14 protein-coding genes and 2 pseudogenes are annotated in these 16,732 nt (G+C 67.2%); 6 read left to right on the forward strand and 10 right to left on the reverse strand.

Going from position 1 to position 16,732, the window contains the following annotated elements:
• The first annotated feature begins 11 nt into the window (after positions 1 to 11).
• The 3 genes from PV396_RS08800 to PV396_RS08810 all read left to right on the forward strand — a co-directional run bounded on the left by PV396_RS08800 (position 12) and on the right by PV396_RS08810 (position 4,321).
• Positions 12 to 1,595: an FMN-binding glutamate synthase family protein gene (locus tag PV396_RS08800; RefSeq protein WP_319202126.1), complete on the forward strand. Its 1,584-nt coding sequence runs from the start codon at positions 12 to 14 to the stop codon at positions 1,593 to 1,595.
• Positions 1,596 to 1,610: 15 nt separating this feature from the next.
• Positions 1,611 to 3,383, forward strand: coding sequence for a thiamine pyrophosphate-dependent enzyme (locus PV396_RS08805; RefSeq protein WP_319202129.1), 1,773 nt, complete (start codon positions 1,611 to 1,613; stop codon positions 3,381 to 3,383).
• A gap of 95 nt (positions 3,384 to 3,478) precedes the next feature.
• Positions 3,479 to 4,321: an RNA polymerase sigma factor SigF gene (locus tag PV396_RS08810; protein ID WP_319202131.1), complete on the forward strand. Its 843-nt coding sequence runs from the start codon at positions 3,479 to 3,481 to the stop codon at positions 4,319 to 4,321.
• Between the two features lie 755 nt (positions 4,322 to 5,076).
• Here the strand turns inward: PV396_RS08810 and PV396_RS08815 are convergent.
• On the reverse strand, positions 5,077 to 5,379 hold the full coding sequence (locus PV396_RS08815; protein ID WP_319202133.1) for a hypothetical protein: 303 nt from the start codon (positions 5,377 to 5,379) through the stop codon (positions 5,077 to 5,079).
• Positions 5,380 to 5,568: 189 nt separating this feature from the next.
• Positions 5,569 to 6,738: a PP2C family protein-serine/threonine phosphatase gene (locus tag PV396_RS08820; protein WP_319202136.1), complete on the reverse strand. Its 1,170-nt coding sequence runs from the start codon at positions 6,736 to 6,738 to the stop codon at positions 5,569 to 5,571.
• A 270-nt stretch (positions 6,739 to 7,008) separates the two neighbouring features.
• Here PV396_RS08820 and PV396_RS08825 point away from each other — a divergent pair.
• Positions 7,009 to 7,191, forward strand: a pseudogene (locus PV396_RS08825) (IS256 family transposase); the annotation flags it as partial.
• Between the two features lie 263 nt (positions 7,192 to 7,454).
• Here PV396_RS08825 and PV396_RS08830 read toward each other — a convergent pair.
• A pseudogene (locus PV396_RS08830) lies at positions 7,455 to 7,619 on the reverse strand (pirin family protein); the annotation flags it as partial.
• Between the two features lie 187 nt (positions 7,620 to 7,806).
• Between PV396_RS08830 and PV396_RS08835 the strand changes: the two are divergent.
• Positions 7,807 to 9,054 (forward strand): tyrosine-type recombinase/integrase, encoded by a 1,248-nt coding sequence (locus tag PV396_RS08835; RefSeq protein ID WP_319202138.1) that lies wholly within the window; start codon positions 7,807 to 7,809, stop codon positions 9,052 to 9,054.
• Between the two features lie 65 nt (positions 9,055 to 9,119).
• Here PV396_RS08835 and PV396_RS08840 read toward each other — a convergent pair whose 3' ends face one another.
• The gene (locus PV396_RS08840) at positions 9,120 to 10,529 is read right to left on the reverse strand and encodes an aldehyde dehydrogenase family protein (protein WP_319202140.1); all 1,410 of its coding nucleotides are present in this window, start codon (positions 10,527 to 10,529) and stop codon (positions 9,120 to 9,122) included.
• Positions 10,530 to 10,649: 120 nt separating this feature from the next.
• On the opposite strand from PV396_RS08840, the gene PV396_RS08845 reads away from it, so the two are divergent.
• A complete protein-coding gene (locus PV396_RS08845; protein WP_319202142.1) occupies positions 10,650 to 11,267 on the forward strand; it encodes a TetR/AcrR family transcriptional regulator in 618 nt (205 codons plus the stop codon).
• Positions 11,268 to 11,288: 21 nt separating this feature from the next.
• Here PV396_RS08845 and PV396_RS08850 read toward each other — a convergent pair whose 3' ends face one another.
• From PV396_RS08850 to PV396_RS08875, 6 genes are all read right to left on the reverse strand, one after another.
• The gene (locus tag PV396_RS08850; RefSeq protein WP_319202144.1) at positions 11,289 to 12,839 is read right to left on the reverse strand and encodes a class I adenylate-forming enzyme family protein; all 1,551 of its coding nucleotides are present in this window, start codon (positions 12,837 to 12,839) and stop codon (positions 11,289 to 11,291) included.
• Between the two features lie 31 nt (positions 12,840 to 12,870).
• The gene (locus PV396_RS08855) at positions 12,871 to 13,341 is read right to left on the reverse strand and encodes an AMP-binding enzyme (protein WP_319202335.1); all 471 of its coding nucleotides are present in this window, start codon (positions 13,339 to 13,341) and stop codon (positions 12,871 to 12,873) included.
• 150 nt (positions 13,342 to 13,491) lie between these two features.
• Positions 13,492 to 13,869: a nuclear transport factor 2 family protein gene (locus tag PV396_RS08860; protein WP_319202146.1), complete on the reverse strand. Its 378-nt coding sequence runs from the start codon at positions 13,867 to 13,869 to the stop codon at positions 13,492 to 13,494.
• A gap of 75 nt (positions 13,870 to 13,944) precedes the next feature.
• A complete protein-coding gene (locus PV396_RS08865; RefSeq protein WP_319202148.1) occupies positions 13,945 to 14,826 on the reverse strand; it encodes an MBL fold metallo-hydrolase in 882 nt (293 codons plus the stop codon).
• A 363-nt stretch (positions 14,827 to 15,189) separates the two neighbouring features.
• On the reverse strand, positions 15,190 to 15,627 hold the full coding sequence (locus PV396_RS08870; RefSeq protein WP_319202150.1) for a tautomerase family protein: 438 nt from the start codon (positions 15,625 to 15,627) through the stop codon (positions 15,190 to 15,192).
• A 51-nt stretch (positions 15,628 to 15,678) separates the two neighbouring features.
• Positions 15,679 to 16,584, reverse strand: coding sequence for an alpha/beta hydrolase (locus tag PV396_RS08875; RefSeq protein WP_319202152.1), 906 nt, complete (start codon positions 16,582 to 16,584; stop codon positions 15,679 to 15,681).
• Positions 16,585 to 16,732 lie beyond the last annotated feature (148 nt).

Consider the following 16,732-nt stretch of genomic DNA (forward strand, 5'->3'; position numbering starts at 1 on the left):
ATGCGCCAGGTGTGACACGCGTTGGAATAGTCGTCCTGATTCTGGTGACCGCTCTCGGTGCCTTGGTTGCGGCGGTCGGGATCTCGCCCTACTGGTGGTTCGCGGCCCTTCCGCTCACGTGCGTGGGCGTGCTGGGCGCCTGGGACCTGGCGCAGCGTCGGCATTCGGTGCTGCGCAACTATCCCGTCCTCGGCCATGTCCGCTTCCTCATGGAGCGCATACGCCCGGAGTTGCAGCAGTACTTCATCGAGCGGAACTACGACGGGCGCCCCTTCGACCGGAACGTGCGCAGCATCGTCTACGAGCGGGCCAAGGGCACCGACGCGGAGGAGCCGTACGGCACCGAACGGGACGTGTACCAACCCGGCTACGAGTCCCTGGTCCCGTCGATGGCACCGTGCCCAGTGCCCAAGAACCCGCCGCGCGTGCGGATCGGCGGCCCCGAGTGCAGCCGTCCTTACGACATGGCGCTGCTGAACGTGTCGGCGATGAGCTTCGGCTCGCTGTCGGCCAACGCCGTCCTCGCGCTCAACGGAGGTGCGGCGGCCGGGGGGTTCGCCCAGGACACCGGTGAGGGCGGGCTGTCCGAATATCACCTCCGTCCGGGAGGTGACCTCGTGTGGGAGATCGGCACCGGGTACTTCGGCTGCCGCACCGAGGAAGGCGATTTCGACGCCGCCGAGTTCGCCGACAAGGCCGCAAACGATCACGTCAAGTGCGTGTCCCTGAAGCTGTCGCAGGGGGCGAAGCCCGGCATCGGCGGTGTTCTGCCGGGCACCAAGGTGAACGCCGAGATCGCCCGGGTCCGGGACGTGCCCGAGGGGCGGACGGTCGTCTCCCCGCCGTACCACCGGGTGTTCTCCACCCCGCGTGAACTTGTGCGCTTCATCGCCCGCATGCGCGAGTTGTCCGGTGGCAAGCCTGCCGGGTTCAAACTGTGTGTGGGTTCGCGCCGGCAGTTCCTGGCCGTGTGCAAGGCCATGCTTGAGGAGGGCACGGCACCTGATTTCATCGTGGTGGACGGCGCCGAGGGCGGGACCGGTGCGGCGCCGCTGGAGTTCGCCGACCATGTGGGCACCCCGCTCACCGAGGGGTTGCACACCGTGCACAACGCCCTCGTGGGAGCGGGCCTCCGCGACCGGATCAAGATCGGGGCGAGCGGCAAGATCGCCACCGGCACCGACCTGGTCAAACGCCTGGTGCAGGGCGCCGACTACGGCAACGCCGCACGGGCGATGATGTTCGCCGTCGGCTGCATCCAGGCACAGAGGTGCCATACGAACACCTGCCCCACCGGTGTCACGACCCAGGACCCGCGTCGTGCCCGCGCCCTCGACGTCCGTGACAAGACGGCGCGCGTCCAGCGTTTCCAGGAAGCGACTGTGGCCGGCGCTTTGCAGATCATGGCGTCCATGGGTGTCACCGATCCCGCCCAGCTGCGTCCGCACATGCTTCGTCGGCGCGTCGACCACAGCAGCGAGCGCTCATACGAGGAACTCTACGAGTGGCTTGCGCCGGGGCAGTTGCTCGCCGAGCCGCCTGCCTCCTGGGCGGCCGACTGGCAGGCCGCCGACCCCGACCGTTTCACGGTGTGACCCCGGAGGACTGACATGACCCGTACTGTTGCCCGCGTCATCGTGGACGCGCTGAGCGAACTCGGCGTGCGCCAGGTGTTCGGCGTCGTGGGAGACGCCCTCAATCCCCTGACCGACGTCATCCGCACCACCGAGGGCATCGAGTGGGTGGGCTGCCGGCACGAGGAGGCGGCGGCGTTCGCCGCGAGCGCCCAGTCCCAGCTCACCCAGACCCTCGGCGTGTGCATGGGCACGGTCGGACCCGGTTCCGTCCACCTCCTCAACGGGCTCTACGACGCTGCCAAGAGTCACGCCCCGGTCCTGGTCATCGCCGGTCAGGTGCCGCTCGCCGAACTCGGCAGCGACTACTTCCAAGAAGTCGACAACGACGCCCTCTTCAGCGACGTGGCCGTCTTCCGCGCGACCCTCACCTCTCCCGACCAGCTTCCGCGGATGCTGGAAACGGCGGTGCGCCATGCCTTGGGTCGCAAGGGCGTCGCCGTCCTCACCGTGCCGGGCGACCTGGGCGAACGGGAACTGACCGCCGACCGGCCGGCCCGGTTCTCCCTGAACCCTCCGGTGAGCCGGCCCGACGAGTCGGCCGTTCGCCGCGCCGCAGAACTCCTCGCCCGCTCCGAACGGGTCACCCTGCTCGTGGGTGAGGGCGCCCGCACCGCACGCGAGGACGTCCTCACCCTCGCCGACCGCCTGGCCGCGCCGATGGTGCTCACGCTGAAGGCCAAGGCGGGCTTCGAGGGCGACGACAACCCCTTCCAGGTCGGCCAGACGGGGCTGATCGGCAACCCCGCCGCCGCGGCGGCCCTCCAGGACGCGGACACCCTTGTGCTGCTCGGTACGGACTTCCCCTACAGGGACTGGTATCCCGAGGGCCGGACCGTGATCCAGGTGGACACCGAGGCCACCCACATCGGACGCCGGGTTCCGGTCGACGCCGGGCTCGTGGGGGACACCGGCGCCACCGTACGCGACCTCCTGGGCAATCTCGCCGCCGCGCCCGCCGCGCCCGCCGGGTCCGGAGGCGCACGGGACCGCTCTCACCTGGAGAAGGCGCGTGCACGCTTCGACAAGTGGCGCACGGGTCAGGCCCGGCTCGCCGACCCGTCGCACGACAAGGGCGTCGTGGGCCGTGTCCGCTCCGCGCTGGACAACCGTGCCCACGACATCCGCCCCGAAGCGCTGGCCGCGGCCGTCGACCGGATCGCGGCCGACGACGCCGTCTTCACCTCCGACACGGGCATGGCCACGGTGTGGCTTTCGCGCTTCGTCGAGATGCGTGGCGAGCGACGCCTCATCGGCTCCTACAACCTCGGCTCGATGGCCAACGCCATGCCTCAGGCTCTGGGCGCCCAGTTCCTGGACCGCGAGCGCCAGGTCGTGGCCTTCTGCGGCGACGGCGGACTGAGCATGCTCCTCGGCGACCTCATGACCCTGAAGACGTACCGCCTTCCCGTCAAGCTCGTCGTCTTCGACAACCGACGGCTGGGCATGGTGAAACTCGAACAGGAGCAGTCCGGGCTGCCCGAGTTCGGCACCGTGCTCGACAACCCCGACTTCGCCGCCGTAGCCGAAGCCATGGGCATCACCGGCATCCGCGTGACCGAGCCGGCCGACGTGGAGAGCGCCGTGCGACGCGCTTTGCGCAGTCCGGGCCCGGTCCTGCTCGACGTCCTCACCAATCCCGACGAGATCGCCGTGCCGGCCAAGCCGACCGTCGAACAGGGGTGGGGGTTCGCGGTGGCCAAGATGAAGGAAGTCGTACGTAGCCACGGTGAGCCGAGCGGGGACTGACAGCGGTTCGAGGAATGCTGACCGGCGGCCGGGGTATGCGCGTGCTTGCCGGACCACGGGCCGGCAGGACAAGGCCGATCGAAGGGGAGGGGCACATGATGACGACGACCGTGCAGACCGCTGGGCAGACGGTCGACGTTCCGGAGATCGCGGACCCCGCCAAGGTGGCACCGAAGGACGCGCGGAAGTTGTCGAAGCTGTTCTTCGACCAGTTGGCGGTGGTGGAGGAGGGCACACCCGAGTACCAGTACGCCCGGAACACGCTGATCGAGATGAACATGTCCCTGGTCCGCTACGCGGCCGGTCGGTTCCGCAGTCGCGGTCCGGAGGAGATGGAGGACATCGTCCAGGTCGGCATGATCGGCCTCATCAAGGCGATCGACCGGTTCGAGCTGTCCCGCGAGGTCGAGTTCACCTCCTTCGCCGTGCCGTACATCGTCGGCGAGATCAAGCGGTTCTTCCGGGATACGTCCTGGGCCGTCCACGTCCCGCGCCGGCTCCAGGAAGCCCGCGTCCAACTCGCCCGTGCCAACGAGGAACTGCGCAGCCGACTGGGCCGGACACCGACGACCAGGGAGCTTTCCGAGCTGATGAGCCTGTCGGAGGGCGAGGTCGTCGAGGCCCAGCTGGCCTCCAACGGCTACAAGTCGGCCTCCCTGGACGCGGCGATCAACGGGAGCGAGGACGGCGAGGCCGCGCTGGCGGACTTCATCGGCGACGAGGACGCGGCCCTCGGCCTGGTCGAGGACTTTCACGCCCTTGGACCCATGATCGCCGAACTGGGCGAACGCGACCGCAAGATCATCCACTGGCGGTTCGTGGAGGAACTCACCCAAGCCCAGATCGCGGAACGTCTCGGCGTCTCCCAGATGCACGTCTCCCGGCTGATCTCCCGTCTCCTGGCCCGCCTGCGCGAAGGCATGCTCAGCACCGCCTGACGGCCGACGGCCCGACCATCGGACGGCGACCCGGTGTCCTCGAAGAGCGGGGGGAGAGACGTCGGGCGTAGTGCCTCACTTCGCGAGGTCCTGTCGGTCGGTCGGGGCTGGGACTCCCGGCTCTGCACCATTGTGCGTCGTCACCGCAGGTCGTCACCGCAGGGCTGCGTCGCCGTCGAATCCACCACCTGGAACGGGTGAGCGCCGGGCGTCCGCCGCCGCAGCTGGTCACCGCGGACGGCGACACCACTACCCAGGAAGCACAAGCTTGCCGCCGCGCGCCGACCCGCACTCCGACGCTCCAGCGCCCGGCAGGCCCCTGCCCCCGGGCAGCACCCGCCTGCTGTGCACCGACATAGAAGCCGACCGACCGGGGTGCAGCGGGCGGAGCAGGAGGAGACCGCGGTGGGGTGTGCCGTACCGGCGCCGGGCCTCGAGGAGTGCGTTGGGCGATCATGCCGTCGGCGCGTGTGATCTGGGCGAGGCCCAGCACCGACGTGGCAAGACCAGCGAGGTCGGCGGCCCCATGCGGGCTTCGACGGCCTCGGTGTCGTCGTGTTCCGACTCGCCGCGTGGACGCTGTGAAGAGCCTGATCGTGCTGAGTGACGTGGACTTCAACGCTCTTGCCTTGCCCGCAGACGCTCGTGGGTGGATGACGGGCCCAGCAGGCATCGGCATCTACTTGCCCGGTCCGGCGCTTCCTGTGAGCGGACCGGCGCCCCTGGTTGAAAACCCGCAACCGTGGCGGCCGTGGTCAGCGCCCCGAGAACGAACGGCGGCCGTGCCCTGGACGTCGTCGTTGAAGCAGCAGCCGGGCCTGGTAGCGGGTGAGGAACGGGCGGGCGTGGGCGGTCGCGAAGTTCTCCCAATGCAGCAGCGTGCCGGGCAGTTCGGCCTCCACCGCAGACACCAGCGACTCCACCAACTCCTCGTACGCGACGTCCGTGACGAGGCGCTTCCGGCGGCCCAGGTAGTGCGGATCGGCCAACAACTCCTCGTCCTCGTACGACGGGAACAACCCGCGCGGGCGGCGGGAGATCTCGCTGAAGCGCGGCACGCCTCGCCGACGTCCGGGACCTCCCCGCACTCTGACCGCCGAGGGGTCGAAACGTTGTTCGACTCAGGAGTCGCCAACGCCCGACATCGATGACCGAGTCGGGCCACTCGACCATGCCGGAGCAAGACGGTGGCGGCAGGCCGCAGATCCAGAGCAAGGTTCACGGGGCGGGTCGGTATGGCCGGCCGGTCATCGCCGGGGACCGTGCCAGTCCAGGACGAGGACAGTGGCGTCGTCCTTCAGGTTGCCCCGGCAGGCGTCCAGAACCGCGGTGGTCAGGGTGCGGACGGCCTCCCTGGGATGTGAGACGCGAGTGTCGCGCACGAGAGAGGCCAGGTCGACAGCCGCGGCACCGCGTTCCTGCATGCCGTCAGTGAGCAGGATCAGGCGGTCACCGGGGCGCAACTGAAGCTCCTGGAGCCGGTAGGAGGTGGGCGCTGCCACGCCGAACGGCAGGTTGACGGCGAGCTTTACCTCCTCGACCTCGGCGGCGCCCTCGCGCAGACGCAGAGGCCAGGGATGTCCCGCGTTGACCAGTTCGCAGATACCCGTCTCGAGGCGGACGCACAGCAGTTGTCCGGTGGCCAATCCGCGACTGTGGGCCAGCAGGGCCTCGTGGGCACGCCGGGCCTGCTGGAGCGCGTCGCAGCCACTGCGGCGGGCGCCGCGCAACGCACCCATGAGCAATGTGGCCAGCAGGGCGGAGTCGGTGTCGTGCCCCATGGCATCAGTGATGGACAGGTGCAGGGTGTCCCGATCGAGGGTGTAGTCGTACGTGTCGCCGCCGATGTCGTCGGCCGGCACCAGTCCTGCGGCGAGGGTGAACTGGGGGGCCTCACAGCAGGAGGACGAAGGAAGCAACTGGTGCTGGATCTCGGCGGCCAGGCTGGTCCGGGTGGTGCGTCGGCCCGCGTGGTACAGATCGGTGAAGCGCCGGTCCGTGACGATGATGTAGGCAAGCGCGTGGGCCGCGTCGCTGATCTGTCCGAGCACGGTGTCGTCGGTGTGCTGCAGCGTCACCTCCAGCAGCCCGATGCAGTCGCCGCGGTTGGTCACCGGCGAGATCACGCGTCTGCCGCCCTGGCCGTCCGGTTCCACATGCTGGCGCTGGCCGCGAAGAACCGTGTCGTAGACGCTGCCTCGCAAATCGATCCGCTCGGCATCGTCCGCCGTGTCACCCTCGGCGGGCGCGGTCAGACGCAGCAACCGCTGCCCCACAAGATCGGCGAACAGGAACGACACACGCTCCGCCCCGAAACGCTTGCGCAGGTCGTGCGCGATGACGCCGACGGATTCCCCGGGCGGCGCGGCCTCCGCAGCGGCGAGAAGCTCGCCCAGTTCCAGATCCCTGCCACCCATGACAACCTCCCATCCGATGTCGCAACTGATTCCCCGGGTTTCGCCGACCTCACCTGGGACGTCCATCACGCCCGCCACGGCGTCCTCCCTTCAGGGCTGGCCCCTCGGCGCGGCGCGAAGGTCGCGCCCGCAGACCATCGACGCGCGGCTTCGCCGTCGCCCCCGGCACCAGCCCGGCCCGGCCATTTTGTGGGGCCGGCGAGAATGATCCTTTGATGGTCTCCGAATAGGCTCGCGTTACAGCGATGGCCGGGAAGGTGCGCCCGTGCTGACGAGCACGGGCGGCGTCTGGTGGTCCGCAACGGCCACCACAAGGCGACGGCCGTGGTCACTGCCGCCGGACCGGTCGAGGTCAGAGCTCCGCGGGTGAACGACCGCCGCGTCGACGACGACACCGGCGAGCGCAAGCGGTTCTCCTCGAAGATCCTGGCGCCGTGGTGCCGCAAGTCGCCGATATGTCCGAGGTGTTGATGATGCTGCCTCGGCGCGACACTCCCACCCGCAAGGGGGTGCGCGTCCACCCCTGAATGCATCCAGGCTTGTGGGTTCCAACAACCGCCGGAGTGACTGTCCCTGCGCCCCCGTCCGTGGGCCAGTCGACTCAGGGATCAGCGCTGGTCGCCATCATCGTGCGATCGATCCCTCCCCGCCACCGTTGCGGACGAGCGGATCGATGACCTCGCATTCCTGGGGCCAGCGACCCGGAATTTCGCAGGTCAGCGCACCCTTCCCCTTGGTTTCAGCGGCGTCGCCGGAAGCTCCGGTGCGTGCAGCGGGGCGCCGTCGTAGCCCTTCACCTCGCCGAAGCGGGTTCCCTTCGCCCAGTCGTCGCGGGCCTGCACGATCTCGTCCTGGGACCGGCCGATGAAGTTCCACCACATATCGAACCTCGCCCCTGTTTCCGCAGGTCAGCGACCTTGTGGACGGTCATCGGTCAGCAAACTGTCAGCATCAGTCGCGAGGAGCTGGTTGACCGTGGCCCGGGATTCATTGGCTCGTGGGATGGGATCCTTCTTCAAGGAGTGCGGGCATGCGCGGTCGAGGTGGTCGAAGTGCCCTCACCCGTACATGATCCGCTACCGGTCGACGACCGGTAGTCAGGCGGAGGAGTCTGGATTCGAGACCCAGGACAAGGCTGTCGAGCGCTTGGTGGAGATCTACAACGAGAAGAAGGCGAGCCGACAGCCTCAGTCGAAGGCGGAGCGCATCCGTAAGTATGGGGCGATGCCGTTCCAGGAGTACGTGGAGGAGTGGAAGGCTGGCCAGAGGCATTTGGCTGTCGCCTCGGTAGGACACCTCGACTCGCTCCTCAAACACCACCTTTATCCGGCACTCGGCAGTCGGCGGATGAACTCCTTCGACCACAAGGTCGTTGACGGCTTCATTCGATCCATGGAGCGCAAGGGCGCTGGCCTGGCAACCCAGTCCAACGCCTTCGACAAGCTGCGAGCGGTTCTCCTCGACGCGCATCGGCTCGGAATATTTCCCGACAACCCCGTGGCCGGCGTCAAGCCGCCGCAGTACAACCCTGCGCAAGCAGTAATTCCGTCCCCGGAACAGTTGCGGGGGATACGGGTGGCAGGTGATGACGCGTTCACCTTGATCGTCGATTTGATGAGCGGCTGCGGCCTGAGGAACGGCGAGGCGGCGGCCGTCAACCTCAAGTGCGTCGTGGCTGACGACGTGTATCGGGTTTCAGAGCAGACCATCATGTCCACCCGCAAGTACGGTCCGCTCAAGCACCGGAAACCGGGAGAATACCGTGACGTTCCTCTCCCTGCCCGGGTGCGGGAGACGATCGAGTGGTATGTCCATCAATATGGGACGACTGACGGCTACCTGCTGCGTCAGCCCACCGATGCCAGCAAGCCGTATCCGCATCATGGGATGGACAATCAGTGGCGGCGGATCAAGGCCGCGGGCATCGTGCACATTCCAGAAGGGATGGTGCTCTACGGGAACCGCCATTTCTTCGCGTCGAACTGCCTGAGCAGCGGAATTCCGATCACGGATGTTGCTGAGTGGATGGGCCACAAGAGCCTCGACGTCACCTTCAAGGTGTATCGCCACCTCATGCCCGGCTCGATCAGCTCGGCGGCCAAAGTCCTCAACCTCAACCTTGCGGAACGAAGGGGTCAAGGCCCCCATTCCTTCTCGTCCAGTTCCCCGCAGAAGCGCAGCAACTCCGAGCGCTCCACGCGGAAGCCTTCCGCACGGTCAGGTTTCATCGATGGTCCTTTCGCTGGCCCTCGGGGCCCGCTCACGCGAGAGGGAGCCCGTCGTGTTCCGCGGCATCGGTCGGCGGTTGTTCGTTGACGTGGATGTGAGGCTCTGGGCCTCGAGCGGCCCTCGGCTGCGTCGTGACTCGTTGTCCACCCGGCTCACGTGATCCGTCGCAGTATGCGGTCCTTGCGGCGGGTGTAGGGCGGGTAGGTGACGCGCAGCGTGTCGGGCTGGAGTGGCTTGTCGAGTACGGACTTGGTGTGGCTGAAGGTGTCCAGGGAATAGGAGCCGTGGTAGCGGCCCATACCGCTCTCGCCGACGCCGCCGAAAGGGAGGCCGGACACAGCGAGTTGAGCGGTCGGGACGCCGAAGGTCAGGCCACCGGAGGAGGTCTCGGCGATCAGGCGCCGCTTGGTGCGATTGGAGGCGGTGAAGGCGTACAGGGCCAACGGCTTGTCCCGCCCGGTGATGAAGGAGATGGCCGCGTCCAGGTCGGGGACGCTGACGATGGGCAGGATGGGGCCGAAGATCTCCTCGCGCATCACGGGTGACTCGGGGTCCATGTCGGCGAGCACGGTCGGGGCGATATAGCGGGTGGGGCGGTCGTGGCCGCCGCCGACAACGGTCCGGCCGTCGGCCAGCAGGCCGGCCAGCCGGTCGAAGTGGCGTTCGTTGACGATGCTGCCGTAGTCGTCGCTGCAGGCCGGATCGTGGCCGTACATCTCACGGATCGCCTCGATGAGGTGTGCCTCGATCTCGGTGCCCGCCCGGCCGACCGCGAGCACGTAGTCGGGTGCGACGCAGGTCTGGCCCGCGTTCATGAACTTGCCCCAGGCGATGCGGCGGGCGGCCGTCGCGAGGTCGGTGCCGGGTTCGACCACAGCGGGGCTCTTCCCGCCCAACTCCAGGGTGACCGGGGTGAGATGACGGGCCGCGGCGGCCATGACGATGCGTCCGACCGTGCCGTTTCCGGTATAGAAGATGTGGTCGAACCTCTGCTCCAGCAGGGCTGTCGTCTCGGGAACGCCTCCCTCGACGACGGCCACGGCCTGCGGGTCCAAGACACGGGGCAGCCAGTGAGCCAGCACGGACGAGGTCGCGGGTGCTACCTCGCTGGGCTTGAGGACAACACAGTTGCCGGCGGCCAGGGCACCGATGAGGGGCGCCAGCGCCAAATTCAGCGGGTAGTTCCAGGGGCTGATGATCAGCACCGTGCCCAGCGGCTCCCGCACGGTCCAAGCCCGGGCCGGCACGAGTGACAGGGGCACGGACACCCGGCTCGGGCGCACCCACCGGTCGAGATGGCGCAGGGTGTGGTCGATCTCCCGCACGAGGAAGCCGATCTCCATGACGTGCGACTCAGTCGCGCCCTTGCCGAGGTCGGTGTGCAGCGCCTCCTCGAAGGCGTCCTGATGCTCGGTCAACAGGGCGCGGAGCGCTCGCAGTTGCTGTTTCCGCCAGATCAGAGGCTTGGTCCGGCCGGTCTGGAAGGTGGCACGCAGCCGGGTGACGGTTTCCGTCGCGTGATCTGCCGTGGAGGCGATGTCCACGTGAGTATTCGGCGTCATATCCAGAGCATATACGAAACGAAGTCATTTCGTTTCGCATGAGCGTATGCTGTTGGGTGTGACGCCTCCCACTCATTCCGAACTCTGCGAACAGCTCCGCGCATCCTCCGGAGTCGGCGCATGACCAAGTCAGCGGCCCGCCGGGGGCGTCCTCGCGATGCCGCCCGGGACCGAGCGTTGCTGGACGCGACCCTGGCCGTCCTGAGCGAAAGCGGATACGGCGGACTCACCACCGCCGCCGTAGCCGCCCGCGCCGGAGTGTCCACCGCCACCCTGTACCGTCGCTGGCCGTCCAAAGAGGTCATGGTCGTCGCCGCCGCCGCGGCCTACGCCCACGACCTCACGGAGCCCGCGGACACCGGCACCCTTGAGGGGGACCTGCGTGCCCTCCTCCGGGCCAAGGCGGCGTCCATGACCGGGAGGGAGGGAGGCGTTCTGCGGTCCTTGATCGCCGAGGCCGCGCACCACGCCGCTCTGGCCGAGGCGCTCACCAACACTTTTGTGCTCCCCATACGCGAACGTATGGAGCACATCGTGCACAGTGCGGCGGCGCGGGGCGAGATCTCGGCGGTCGAAGACGCAGGTCTTCTCGGCGACCTGGTGATCGGCCCCATGATGAGCAGGTTCTTTCTCACCCCGCTCATGCCGGACGACGTCGACGAGGCGTCCGCAGCGGAGACAGCCGACCGCCTGCTGCCCTTCCTCCTGCGAGCCGTCGGGGTGCAAGGACACGGATGAGCGCCGCCCCTCGGGGCGCCGTCAAGCACCGGCAGACGCCGCGGCGTGCGCTGCATGCAAGGAGATCTTGTCGATCTTGCCGACCGCGTTCGTGGGAATGGCCTCCACGACAAAGTAAGCGGTTGGACGCTTGTAGCCGCTGAGGCTGCGTGCACAGAGTGCTTCCAGCTCGGTCGGATCGACGCTCCGTCCCGACACCGGCTGTACGTAGGCGACGACGACCTCTCCCCACTTCTCGTTGGGTTCGCCGATCACCGCCACCTCGAGGACGGACGGATCGCCGGCCAGGACGTCCTCGATCTCCTTCGGGTAGATGTTCTCCCCGCCACGGATGATCACGTCCTTCGAGCGCCCGGCCAAGGTCAGGTAGCCGTCCGCGTCGAGGTGTCCGACATCGCCGGTGTGCAACCAGCCGTCGACAATGGTCGTGGCTGTTTCGTCCGCCCGGCCGAGGTAGCCGCGCATGACGTTGGCACCCCGCACGAGGACCTCGCCGTTCTCCCCCGGGGCCAGCGCTCTGCCGCTCTCGTCGACGATGCGAATCTCCTGCCCGGGAAAGGGAAGCCCTACCGTCCCCGCACGTCGGGGGCCGGCGAGGGGGTTGACGGTGCAGGCACAGGAAGTCTCGGACAGCCCGTACCCCTCGAGAAGCGGGAACCCATAGCGGGCCTCGAAGCGGGTCAGCAATTCGGCAGGGGCCGGTGCCGAGCCACAGATGCCGTAGCGCACGGACGACGTGTCGGGCCGCACCGCATCCGGCAGGGCCGCCAGCATGTTGTAGATCGTGGGAACGGCGCTGAAGAAGGTGGGGCGTTCGCGCTCGATGATGTCGAAGAAGGTGTGGGGATCGAACCGGTCGGCGATGACGACGCAGGCGCCCACGACCAGCGGCGTGAGCACACTGACCACCACGCCGAAGACGTGGAAGAGCGGCAGGATCAGCAGGCTCCGGTCGGCCGGCCCCAATTCGAGCGCCTTGCTCGCCATCTCCGTCATGGCGTCGATGTTGGCGTGATCGAGCATCACACCCTTCGGGACACCCGTCGTGCCGCTGGTGTAGATGAGCAGGGCCAGCGCGGTGGGGTCCGGATCCGATGCGCGGTCTTCCCCTGCCGTGACTTCGTACAGGTCGTCGACGGCGAGCGTGACGACGCCGTCCTCAGCCCTCGTACTGTCCTCGACCACGACCAGGCGTGCGCCCGAGTCTGCCAGTTGGCGCGCGACCTCGACGTCGGTCAGCTTCGGGTTGACCGGGGTGACGGTGGCGCCGAGCCGCCAGGACGCGAACAGCAGCAGGACGAACTCGGCACGGTTCGTCAGCTTGAGGGCCACGACGTCACCGGACTCGACCCCGAGGTCCTCAAGGTGGCGCGCTGCCGCCCGGACACGGTGCAGGAACTGAGCGTTGGTCAGCGACCGGCGCCCGTCGGAGACCGAGGGTCCCTGTGGGTCGCGTTCGGCACGGCGGTCGGGCAGCGAGGCGAAATCCATGACGAGGTACCTGTCCTGTGTGAAGTGCAATTCGGTCAAAGAGCCGAAGTGGTCGGCGTCGTACGTGGCTGGGGCGTGCATGGACGGAAACAGCCGTCCCGTGCGGTCTGCTTCAGGAACATCGATCGCCAGAGACGACCCGCTCGCCCTCGCGGAGCAGGTACTTCTGGATCTTCCCGGTGGAGGTGCGCGGCAGTTCCCCGAAGACGACCCGCTTGGGCGCCTTAAAGCGTGCGATGCGGGATTTGACGTGGTCGACGATGTCGCGCTCGGTGGTGATCGCATCCGGCCACAGCACGACGTACGCGACCGGCACCTCACCCCAACGCTCGTCCGGGGCGCCGACGACGGCGACCTCTAGGACGGCTGGGTGGCAGGCGATAGCCTGCTCGACCTCGATGGGGGTGATGTTCTCTCCGCCGGAGATGATGACGTCCTTGCGCCGGATCTCACCGACCGTGGTGCCGTCCGCGGGGACGTCCCCCCTCCTCGGTCGACCACACGGGCGGTGAGGCCGATGACGTTGGATACGCCCTGGCGTGCGCGGAGTCTGGACCGTTCCGCGGCATCGAGGCCGTTCCATTCGGGGTGCCAGTCGCACAGCACCGCCGGCCCGAATGTCTCGGTCAGTCCGTACAGGTGGGTGACGTCGATACGCAGTGCCTCCGCGGCAGCGAGGAGGGTGGGGCTGGGTGGCGCCCGAAGTTGATTGCCACGCTCACTTCTTCGCGGCCTACCGGGCGATCTGCTCGAAGTGGGGACCCATTGCCTCGGCCAGGGCCTGAAGGGCGGAAAGAGGGCGCACCATCACCGTGATGTCGTCAATCTTGCCGTTCTCGTCGAAGTGAATGAAGTCGCAGCCCTGGACCTTCTTGCCCGAGACGGTGGCGGTGAAGACGAAGGCGTGGTCACGGCCGTCAGGATTGGTGATCTCGCGAGTGTAGGTGAAGTCCTTAAAGACGTCGGCCACGCTGCGCAGGATCTGATCAGTGATCGCCTTGCCCGGGTACGGCTTGAAGGCGGCCGGGCTGGTGAAGATGACGTCGTCGGCCAGTAGCGCGGTCACGGCATCCATGTCACCGCTCTCGACGGCCTTGCAGAAGGGGTGCATGAACCCGCCTCTCATAATCAACAAGATGAATAGGGGTAGATGGCAACTGGTACTGGCTCCGAGTGAAAGGCTCGGTCACTGCGCGGCATCGCGTCCCGCGATCGCGAAGACGGCGGAGAACTCGAGCGTCCAGAGGTTGCCGTGGTGGGGGTACTTAGCCGTCATGGTGGCCACCAGTTCTTCGGCGTCCTTTGCAACCTCGTAGGCGGCTGCGAAGTCCTGGATGTAGGCGCGGGTTTGGGCGATCATGGTGTCGACCGCATGATCGTCGCCGTCGGGCCTGCGGTGTCCGGCGACGATCATTCGCGGTCGGAGCGTCTCCACGACATTGACGGTCTCGAGCCAGTCCTGCCACTCCGCGGGCGTCGACAGGCCGAGCATCGGGTGGATCTCGTTGTAGATGGAGTCACCGGCCACGACGACGTCGATATCGGGGATATGCACGATGGACGTGGGATGGATGTCGGCCTGCTTCACCTCGATGATGTGCAGGGGAGATCCGTCGACATACAGGGTGTTACCTTCCAGCGGGTCCGGAACCGGCCCCGCCATGACGCAGGTGTCGCCGAACAGCAACTTCCACTGGTCGGCCTGCGTCTGCATGGTGGCCTTCATGGACTCGATGACGTGGGGCATCGCCACGCACTTCGCCTCCGGGAACCGCTCCAGCAACGGTCCGAAGCCCAAGTAGTGATCAGCGTGATCGTGGGTGATGTAGATCGTCGTGAGCTTCTTGCCGGTGCGCTCGATCAGATCACCGAGGTCCTGGACGTCCTTCTTGAGGTAGAGCGCGTCGATCAGGACCACCTCTGTGGCTCCGCTCACGAGGGTGGCCGTGGTCGGCGAGAAGGTGCCGGACGGTACGCCGGGCACCTCCTCGGCGGGGATGTTCGGCCAGCGACCGACAAAGACCGTCGCGCGGATGGGTGCGGCTGGCGAACGGTTCTCAGAGTTCATGAGGTATCTCCGGTAGCGGTGTGGTCCGGCCGGCGCCGCATGGCAATTGTCGGCGGCGGGCGAAGTCAAGTTTTGAACGCACGATCGGTGACTCATAGGACGAGCGCGCCCAGCGCTGGTACGAGAGCGCCCCGGCCCTCCGGAGCAGCCCCGCGACCGCCGGAGCCCTTGATCCTTCTCACCGCAGGACCAGCAACACTCCGGAGGCAGCGGCAGCGCATAACGCGAGGGTGATCGCAATGGCCGGAGCGGGGCCCGGCGGGGTGGTCACGGCACACACCTCAGACGCCAGAGATGGAAGAAGAGGGCCCGGGCGCATTGGCCGTCAGCGCCCGACCGTGCGCCGGGTCCTCGGTCAGCAGGTCAGCTCGCTACCTCGTGAGGGATGGCCCTGTTCTCCTTTGCCCAGAGCTTCTCCACGTCGGACTCGGGGGGAGGCGGAACGAGGCCCTGCGTGCGCCACAGGTCCATGGGGGATTCGTCGATGTGGATCTCCCAGTCGTAGCCGCGATCCTTCACGAACGGCGCGAGCTTCTCCCCGATCACCTCCATGCAGGTGAATCGCAACTCGGGGTCAACCATCTGCCGGGCGACGTGGTTCACCCGGATCCGCACGAAGTTGGTGGCCGCCTTGCCACCGACGTACATGGTGTTCTCCGGAACGTCCTGGAACAGGATCACGACGTAGAACTTGGGCAGGTTGGCGTAGTCCACGTAGAGCGAGGTGATGCGCTCGGACAGCTGTTCCCTGTCCTCCGGCGTGTAGGCGTTCTCGGGGGCGAAGATTTCCCAGTACGGCATTGCGGCTCCTCTGGATGTACGGCGGGTGGATGTGGCTTTGGTTCGGGCGTCTCAGACGTGTAGGTGCTTGACGAAGTGGTCACGTGCGGCTGCGGAGCACTCGTCGAACCCGGATCCGGTGTAGGCGTCGAAGTGGCCGCCCTGGATGACGATGATCTGCTTCGGCTCTCGGGCCTCCTCGTACGCGTCGAGGGCGAGCTCGAACGGTGTCACCGTGTCGCTGGCGGCCACGATCATCAGGAGTGGGGTCGGGGCGATCCGGCTGATGTAGCTGCCCGGCTCGTATTCGCTCGCCAGCTCAAGGCTCCGAGCCGTCATCTCGTTCTTCCAGTTGGGGGCCCGGTCCGCCGATGTCTTGCTGAACCATTCGTAGGCCTCGGTCGCGGGCATCACCGCCTGCGCCATCGGGTCGGGTGTGACGACCGGGAGCATCGCAGGCTCTCCGCCCGTGAACTGGTTGAGTCGGTCACCCTGCAGTGCCGCACGGGAGTGCGGGATGAAGTCCGGCCGGATCGACCGGCTGAGCATGCGCGATCCAGAGATGAAGGGCACCTGAGAGACGACGGCCTTCACTCTCTTGTCGATCGACGCGACCATGAGGACGTGTCCGCCAGAGAAGCTGGAGCCCCAGATGCCGACGTTCGACGCGTCGGCCTCCGGGCGGGTGGTGGCGTAGGTGATCGCGTTCCGGAAGTCCCGGTACTGCAGGACCGGGTCAACCTCTTGGCGGGGAGTTCCATCGCTGTCCCCGAAGTTCTGGTGATCGTAAACAAGCGCGTTGAGGCCGGCTTCGGCGAAGACCACGGCATAGTCGTCGAGGTGCATCTCCTTAACGGCTGACAGCCCGTGCGCCAGGACGACGACTGGTGCGGGGCCACTGGTGTTCTTGGCCGGGTAGAACCAGCCGCGGAGGGTGACGCCACCCTCACCCTTGAACTCGATGTCTTCGCGATTCATGTGATGTTCCGATTCTGGGAGTGGTCCGTCTCTCGAGCTGTGGTTCACTTGGAGTGATCTGTCTCTCGAGCTGTGTTTCGGCCACAGGCAATCTATGAATGCCGCTTGGCGGCAGATAGAACGATTGCGCCGCGTGCTGGTATGGCTG

Origin of the sequence: Streptomyces sp. ME02-8801-2C (genome assembly GCF_033793965.1) — a bacterium.
In the GTDB taxonomy this organism is placed as follows: domain Bacteria; phylum Actinomycetota; class Actinomycetes; order Streptomycetales; family Streptomycetaceae; genus Streptomyces.